Genomic DNA, 7,914 nt, shown 5'->3' with positions numbered 1-7,914 from the left:
TAATTTATCCCATATAGTAAACGATAGCAATATATTGTAAGGCAGAAGCAGCTAGGATAAAAAGGTGCCAGATCATATGGAAATACGGTCTTTTTTTTGCATAGAAACCAGCTCCAACAGTATAGCAAAGACCACCAGTTAGCATTAGTCCCCAAAAAATTGGTCCTGTTTGCCCGATAATTTGTGGAATGATAAAAATCACTAGCCAGCCCATAATGAGGTAGAGCCCCAAGCTGAATTTTTCATTAACCCGTTTAGCAAAGATTTTATACAAAATACCAAATAGAGTGGTTCCCCATTGGATAGAAATGATAAGGTAACCCAGCCAGTTGTTCATCAAAGTTAAGACAACAGGGGTGTAGCTACCTGCTATAGCAATATAGATCATGGAGTGATCAATGATTCTTAAGATATATTTGTGTGTAGATCCATAACTCATAGAGTGATAGATGGTAGAAGATAAAAACATGAGAAAGAGACTGATGATAAAAATCGATACCCCAAAGGCAGAAAGTAGTCCTCTTGCTTCAAAACTATAAATAGCTGAAACAGGTAATAAGAATAGCATAAGTAAAGCCCCAACAGCGTGTGTCACACTATTAGCCACTTCTTCTCCAAAGCTTAAACGGTTACTGAGTTTATAACTAAGATTCATCTTGTTCCTCCTGTATGGATATTAGGTTAAGGGTCTGATGGTAGAGTTTGACGGTTTGGCAACTGCTAATAATGATAGGAGAAATAGTCATAGTTTCTTCATTCATAAAGGCAACAAAATCATCATAAAGCAGGGCGGATTCTTTTTGATCTCGAAGACTATTTAAGGTATTTGCGATTTCTTGAATAGAGAATACCGTTTTTAGGGTCGTAATAGCAATTAACCTTGCAATCTGTTGGCGCTGGTATTTTTTTTTATTTGGTTTTGGGACATAACCATGTTTGACATAGTTGTTGACCATGGATGCTGTTAAACCTTTATCATTTGGAGATAGATAAGGGGAACAAACTTGATTAACATAAAGTAATACTTGATCTAAATATAGATCGATGTTGGGAAGTTGTTCCCATTTGGGGTATGAAATGAAAGTATTCATAATGGCACCTTACCACCTAGTTTTGATAACTAGATGATATCATTGTCGAAATAAAAAGTCAACTAAAAAGTAGTTAAAGATAGATTCAAATAAGCAATAGCTAAGAAACAGAAAAGGATCTAATTTTAAATTTATGCTACAATATAGGTATGAAAATTTTAATTCCAACAGCAAAAGAACTAAATCTAAATCAAGAGAATGTAGCTTTTTCTCCTTTAAATCCACTTGGTCAGAGGGTATTGAGTACTTTGGCTGGTTACAGTGTCAAGGACTTAATAAACTTATATAAACTTTCATCTGAACGGGCTTCCGAAGAGTTGAAACGTATTCAAGCATTGAGAGCAAATGAAGCACCACATTTTCCAGCACTCTATCTATTTGATGGGCTGATGTATCGTCATATAAAACGGGACATGTTAAAAACGGAAGAACGTGAATACTTGGAGAAACATGTTTTGATAACTTCAGCTCTCTATGGTGTGATTCCTGCTTTTTTACCAATCGCTCCACATCGATTAGATTTTCAAATGAGAGTAACGATTGGCGACCAGTCGCTTAAGAGTTTTTGGAGAGATGCTTATAATCAATCTCTAGCAGATGAAGAACTGATTTTATCACTGTTGTCTAGCGAGTTTGAAACTGTTTTTTCTAAAGAGGTTCGGGAACGCATGATAAGCTTCAAGTTTATGGAAAAAAAAGATGGGCAGTTAAAAGTGCATTCAACCATTTCTAAGAAAGCAAGAGGTGCTTTTTTGACAGCTTTGATGGCAGAAGGAGTTTTAGAGTTAGAGCAAATAAAAAGCCTGACATTTGCAGGCTTCTCTTATGTAGATGATTTGTCAACAGACAAGGAATTGGTTTTTGTCAAGCTTGTCAGTTAATGAATTAGGAAATTGGGATTGAGTGGAATCAAACGGTGTTACAAGTTTTTAAATTGCTTGAGAATGCGAATGAGTTCTTGTTTATCTTCTTTGCTTAGAATGCTTAAAGTTTCCGAAATGATGTGGATGTGATGAGGGAGAATAGCTTCGATTTTCTTTGTTCCTTCATCGGTAAGCGACAGGAGAAAAGAGCGACGATCTTGGGGAGAAATTGTTCGCTGAATCCATCCAGAACTTTCCATGTTTCTTAGAATAACCGTCATATTACCGGAAGTTGAGAGCATAGTATTGATTAAATCTTGAACCCTCATTTCTCCTTTAGTATAGAGGGTTTCGAGAACGGAAAATTGACTTAGAGTGAGGCCAAACTGCTTGGGAGCAATGGCTTCGTAGGGGCGAAAAGAACGAATTGCTTTGTTGAGGACAATAGCTGTTTTTAAGTCGAGACGATGGTCATTTAATTGTTTTTGAATCTTTTTCATAGGTTTATTTTATCAATAATAGTTCATCATAGCAATAAAAATGATAGGTGTTTGAAAAAATAGTAGCCTAACCTTGCCTGGACTTGTAATCAAAAGGGATAGATGGTAAAATAGACGAGTGAAAAAAAGAAGAATGGCGAATTTCTGTTCTCCGATGAACCAGTTTTTAATTGGAGGAGTTATTCTCTTGAATCTGCTCTTGTTTGCTGGGCTATTGATGCTGGATACAATATCGAAACCATATCAAAAAGCAAAGATGGAATTGACTCAGTTGGCACAGCAAATGGTAGGTGTTGTTGAGGTCAATGAATTTAGTTTTTATAATGGCTTGGAGAGCTATTCTAGTTTGCTTGGAGAGACGAAGCAAGGGGAGTCAATAGCTGTTTTAAAAAAGGAATCAGACAAATTGCTTTACGTTTATCGTCTAAAGGACGGAATCAGTCAGGAGCAAGCTGAGAGAGTAGCGCGAGATAAGGGTGCAGAAAAGATTGATAAAATAACATTTGGACGTCTGAACGACAAGCCGATTTGGGAAGTAAAGTCAGACTTGGTTTATTATGTTATAGACTTTGAGACAGGAACATTGATTTCTAAGGAGGGGTTATGAAACTATCGAAACGTGTCTTAAATATGGAAGAGAGTGTCACTTTAGCGGCAGGAGCGCGAGCAAAAGAACTTAAAAATCAGGGACGGGACATCCTTTCCTTGACCCTTGGAGAACCCGACTTTGTCACTCCGAAAAATATTCAGGAAGCAGCTGTTGCAGCTATCCAGGATGGACGAGCTTCCTTTTATACAGTAACCTCAGGTCTGCCAGAGCTTAAGGCGGCGGTCAATAGCTACTTTGAGCGCTTTTACGGCTATTCTGTAGCGCCAAATCAAGTGACAGTCGCTGCGGGAGCTAAATATTCACTCTATACCTTCTTTATGGCCATGGTCAATCCAGGTGATGAAGTGATCATCCCAACCCCTTACTGGGTCAGCTATGGAGACCAGGTCAAGATGGCAGAGGGTGTGCCAGTCTTCGTTCCTGCTAAGGAAGATAATCACTTTAAGGTGACTGTAGAGCAGTTGGAAGCGGCTCGCACAGACAAAACCAAGGTTTTGGTACTGAATTCGCCATCCAATCCAACGGGCATGATTTATAGCGCAGAAGAGTTATTAGCTATTGGAAATTGGGCAGTCGAGCACGATATTCTTATTCTAGCGGATGATATTTATGGGCGTTTGGTCTATAATGGTCACGAATTTACACCGATTTCCAGCCTATCAGATGCCATTCGTAAGCAAACAGTTGTGATCAATGGGGTTTCCAAAACTTATGCCATGACGGGTTGGCGGATTGGCTATGCCGTTGGAGAAGCAGAGATCATTGCAGCTATGACTAAGATTGCAGGTCAAACGACCTCAAATCCGTCTACTGTTGCTCAATACGCAGCGATTGATGCCTTAGCAGGTGAGCAAGATACAGTAGAAACCATGCGGCAAGCCTTTGAAGAACGGCTCAATACCATCTATCCGCTGTTGGCTCAAGTTCCCGGCTTTGAAGTGGTCAAACCGCAAGGAGCTTTCTATCTTTTCCCAAATGTCAAAAAGGCTATGGAAATGAAGGGTTATACTGATGTAACGGCCTTTACCACTGCTATTTTGGAAGAAGTAGGGGTTGCCCTCGTGACCGGAGCAGGATTCGGAGCACCCGAAAATGTCCGTCTCAGCTATGCGACGGACTTAGACACGCTTAAAGAAGCAGTTAAACGCTTGAAAGCATTTATGGGTAGTGATAATGATTGATCATTTCGGAATTCAAGTTAGTAATTTAGAAACTAGTAAAGTTTTTTATCAGAAAACTTTGGCTCCATTAGGATATAAAATAGCATTTGATACTCCTCAGGCAGTTAGTTTTGCGGAGCCTCGAACTGCTCCAGCTGGTGATTTTTGGCTGAGTCAAGGAAAGTCTGATCCGACTCACTTTGCTTTTAATGCAGAGACGCGGGAGCAGGTATATGCTTTTTACGAAGCTGGTCTTTTAGCTGGTGGTCAAGATAACGGTCGTCCAGGTATTCGACCTCAATATCATCAGCCTTATTACGCTGCTTTTATGATTGACCCATATGGGAACAATATAGAAGTGGTTTGCCATAAAGAATAAAAAAGAAAAGGAAAAATAATGACAAAACGTGTAACGATTATTGATGTAAAAGACTATGTTGGTCAAGAAGTGACCATCGGAGCCTGGGTTGCTAATAAATCTGGAAAAGGGAAAATTGCCTTCTTGCAATTGCGTGATGGAACAGCCTTTTTCCAAGGAGTTGCCTTCAAACCAAACTTTATTGAAAAGTTCGGTGAAGAAGTTGGGCTAGAGAAGTTTGATACGATTAAACGCCTAAGCCAAGAAACTTCTGTTTATGTGACAGGGGTTGTCAAAGAAGACGAACGTTCTAAGTTTGGTTATGAGTTGGATATTACAGACATCGAAGTGATCGGTGAATCTCAAGACTACCCAATCACTCCAAAAGAACACGGAACAGACTTCTTGATGGACAACCGTCACTTGTGGCTCCGTTCTCGTAAGCAAGTGGCTGTCATGCAAATCCGTAATGCAATCATCTATGCAACTTATGAATTCTTTGACAAGAACGGTTTCATGAAGTTTGATAGCCCAATTCTTTCAGGAAACGCAGCAGAAGATTCAACAGAACTCTTTGAAACAGATTACTTCGGAACGCCAGCTTACTTGAGTCAATCAGGTCAGCTTTACCTAGAAGCAGGGGCTATGGCTCTTGGCCGTGTCTTTGACTTTGGTCCAGTATTCCGTGCTGAAAAATCAAAAACACGCCGTCATTTGACCGAGTTCTGGATGATGGATGCGGAATACCCATTCTTGAGCCACGATGAATCTCTTGATTTGCAAGAAGCCTATGTCAAAGCCCTTCTCCAAGGAGTTTTGGACCGTGCCCCTCAAGCCTTGGAAACTTTAGAGCGGGATCCTGAGCTCTTGAAACGCTACATTGCAGAGCCTTTTAAACGCATCACCTACGATGAAGCCATTGCCCTTCTTCAAGATCATGAAAATGATGCAGATGCTGAGTATGACCACGTAGAAGCAGGAATTGACTTTGGTTCACCACACGAAACATGGATTTCTAACTATTTTGGTGTGCCAACCTTTATCGTCAACTATCCAGCAGCTATCAAGGCCTTCTACATGAAGCCAGTTCCTGGAAATCCAGAGCGCGTGCTTTGTGCAGACTTGCTTGCTCCAGAAGGTTACGGAGAAATCATCGGAGGATCAGAACGGGAAACGGACTACGATGCTCTTGTTGCCAAGATGGATGAGCTTGGAATGGACAAGTCCGAGTACGAGTTCTATCTTGATCTCCGTAAGTATGGTTCCGTTCCTCACTGTGGATTTGGAATCGGAATTGAGCGCATGGTGACCTTTGCGGCAGGGACCAAACATATCCGCGAAGCCATCCCATTCCCACGGATGTTGCATCGTATCAAACCATAAGATATAATAAAAACGCCGTTTGGCGTTTTTTTGGAAAATTTGGAGGGATGTTATGAAAAGAAGTTGCAAAATCAACGTTCCTCTGCTGGCTGGGCTGGAGTTCTTCGCTTACTTTGGGATAACCAGTTTCTGGGTGCTCTTTTTCATCCAGCAGGGCATGTCGTTACTGGAAATCGGGCTTTTAGAGAGTATCTTTCATGGGACGAGTATTCTGTTTGAAATCCCGTCAGGTATGCTGGCAGATAGATTTAGCTACAAGACCAACCTCTATGTGGCAAGGTTGCTGATGATATTGACCTCTGTCTTGATATTGCTGGCTCAGGGAATTTCTACCTTTATGCCCTTTCCATGGTCACGCAAGCCCTGTCCTATAACTTTGACTCAGGCACCAGTACAGCCATGCTCTACGAGTCGGTAGTGCTTGCAGGAGACAAGGAGCGTTATCTGGATATTTCCAGCTTTTTATCGGGAGTAGCAGAGGTGACGCGGACGCTGGGGACGGTTGTGGCAGGATTTTTTGTCCATGGGAGCTTGGAGTTGACCTACTACATCGCTATCGGTCTGTCAGTTCTGTCTCTGGTCATGATTTTCTTTATGAGAGAACCCGTGCAGAAGGGTCGGGCAGAAAAGCCGTCTCTTTCTGCCATCGTAGGCATGGTCAAGGTAGAGTGGCAACTGCATCCTAGTCTTTTTGCTTGGATGGGCGTTTTCCAGTTGGTGGGTACGCTCATGTGCATGTTTTACTTTTATTATCAAAAGGAGTTACCTGATTTGCAGGGCTGGCAGATTTCCAGTCTTATGCTGGTCGGTAGTGGGGTCAACCTCCTCGCTGTCTATCTGGCAAGTCAGCTGGGCAAGAGGTGGAGGATAGCGCAGCTCTATCCCATCTTGACAGTTTTGACTGGTGTGAGCCTGCTCTTTGTCAGTCTTGGCACGCCCCTCGCCTTTCTCAGTATTTACCTCGTGACCAATGCCTTCTACGCCTTTTATCAGCCGATTTTTTACAATGAATTGCAGGAAAACTTGCCCAGCCCTGTACGGGCGACCATGCTCAGTGTCAATTCCATGTTGTTCAGTCTGTCTATGATTGTTATCTTTCCGCTGACGGGCTGGTTGCTGGATAGACTGGGCTTTGTAGCTACCTTTTTCGGACTGGGTGGAGTTTTGCTGCTCCTCGGCTTCTTACTCCTTCCAGTTTTGAGAGGATTGATCCAAAAGATAAAGGAGGAACGATTATCCGTTTAGACAACTTACTAGCCCAAGCAGGATTTGGCGGGCGCAATCACATAAAAAAACTCATCCGTTCTCGGCAGGTGCTGGTAGATGGTCAGCCTGCCACACAGGACAGTCAGATTGTTGATACTGGCTTGCAAGAGATTAGCGTCGCAGGGCAGAAAGTGGAGGGTTACGGCTCGCGCTACTACCTGCTCAACAAGCCAGCAGGAGTGGTGACAGCTCGTTCTGACAAGGAGCACCAGACCGTGCTGGACTTGATTGCACCCAAAGACCGTGTCGCTGGGCTCTACCCCATCGGGCGGCTGGACCGTGACACCAAGGGCTTGCTCCTCATCACGAACAATGGTCCGCTGGGTTATCGTATGCTTCATCCCAGTCATCATGTAGATAAGATGTATGAGGTTATCGTAAATGGTTTGTTAACGGAGGACTCTATTTATGACTTTGCTAGGGGAATTGTTTTTCATGATGGAACAATTTGCAAACCTGCTCAAATGGAAATTCTCTATGCAAGAGAGGATAAAAGTCTTGCACATGTGACTATTTCAGAAGGGAAATTTCATCAGATAAAAAAGATGTTTCTCTGCATTGGGCTAAAAGTTATTTCTTTGACTCGTTTAAGTTTTGGTGATTTCATACTCCCAGCTGATTTACATCCTGGACAGTATAGAGTGCTGAATGACGATGAGAAAAAACGGATAAAACGTTATTTG

General features: G+C 42.1%; 9 protein-coding genes and 1 pseudogene. 7 read left to right on the top strand and 3 right to left on the bottom strand.

The features are described from left to right. Window positions 1–4: 4 nt before the first annotated feature. Together trhA and STRDD10_RS05680 are read right to left on the bottom strand one after the other, a co-directional pair. The gene (trhA, locus tag STRDD10_RS05685) at window positions 5–655 is read right to left on the bottom strand and encodes a PAQR family membrane homeostasis protein TrhA (RefSeq protein ID WP_067193847.1); all 651 of its coding nucleotides are present in this window, start codon (window positions 653–655) and stop codon (window positions 5–7) included. Then, a complete protein-coding gene (locus STRDD10_RS05680) occupies window positions 645–1,091 on the bottom strand; it encodes a DUF1836 domain-containing protein (protein WP_067193845.1) in 447 nt (148 codons plus the stop codon). The genes trhA and STRDD10_RS05680 overlap by 11 nt, the downstream gene beginning before the upstream one ends. Window positions 1,092–1,240: 149 nt before the next feature. Between STRDD10_RS05680 and yaaA the strand changes: the two genes are divergently transcribed. Beyond that, complete coding sequence (gene yaaA, locus STRDD10_RS05675) at window positions 1,241–1,972, top strand: peroxide stress protein YaaA (protein ID WP_067193843.1); 732 nt, start codon at window positions 1,241–1,243, stop codon at window positions 1,970–1,972. Window positions 1,973–2,010: 38 nt separating this feature from the next. Here the strand turns inward: yaaA and STRDD10_RS05670 are convergent, their stop codons facing one another. Further along, entirely contained in the window at window positions 2,011–2,454 is a 444-nt protein-coding gene (locus tag STRDD10_RS05670) for a MarR family winged helix-turn-helix transcriptional regulator (protein WP_067193842.1), read from the bottom strand. 154 nt (window positions 2,455–2,608) lie between these two features. On the opposite strand from STRDD10_RS05670, the gene STRDD10_RS05665 reads away from it, so the two are divergent. The 6 genes and pseudogenes from STRDD10_RS05665 to STRDD10_RS05640 all read left to right on the top strand — a co-directional run. Next, window positions 2,609–3,061, top strand: a complete 453-nt coding sequence (locus tag STRDD10_RS05665; RefSeq protein ID WP_067193840.1) for a cell wall elongation regulator TseB-like domain-containing protein — start codon at window positions 2,609–2,611, stop codon at window positions 3,059–3,061. Further along, complete coding sequence (locus STRDD10_RS05660) at window positions 3,058–4,245, top strand: pyridoxal phosphate-dependent aminotransferase (RefSeq protein WP_067193838.1); 1,188 nt, start codon at window positions 3,058–3,060, stop codon at window positions 4,243–4,245. Before STRDD10_RS05665 ends, STRDD10_RS05660 begins: the two co-directional genes overlap by 4 nt. Continuing rightward, window positions 4,238–4,603: a VOC family protein gene (locus tag STRDD10_RS05655; RefSeq protein WP_067193836.1), complete on the top strand. Its 366-nt coding sequence runs from the start codon at window positions 4,238–4,240 to the stop codon at window positions 4,601–4,603. Before STRDD10_RS05660 ends, STRDD10_RS05655 begins: the two co-directional genes overlap by 8 nt. Window positions 4,604–4,621: 18 nt before the next feature. After that, on the top strand, window positions 4,622–5,965 hold the full coding sequence (gene asnS, locus STRDD10_RS05650) for an asparagine--tRNA ligase (RefSeq protein ID WP_067193835.1): 1,344 nt from the start codon (window positions 4,622–4,624) through the stop codon (window positions 5,963–5,965). Window positions 5,966–6,017: 52 nt separating this feature from the next. Continuing rightward, window positions 6,018–7,210 (top strand): annotated as a pseudogene (locus tag STRDD10_RS05645) (MFS transporter). Beyond that, a partial coding sequence (locus STRDD10_RS05640; RefSeq protein WP_067194071.1) for a pseudouridine synthase occupies window positions 7,201–7,914 on the top strand: 714 nt, incomplete at its 3' end. The pseudogene STRDD10_RS05645 and the gene STRDD10_RS05640, both read left to right, overlap by 10 nt.

It is taken from the genome of Streptococcus sp. DD10 (assembly GCF_001578805.1).
Taxonomy (GTDB): domain Bacteria; phylum Bacillota; class Bacilli; order Lactobacillales; family Streptococcaceae; genus Streptococcus.
The sequence above is the reverse complement of the archived record's forward strand: the minus strand, read 5'-3'. Positions and strand labels throughout refer to the sequence as shown.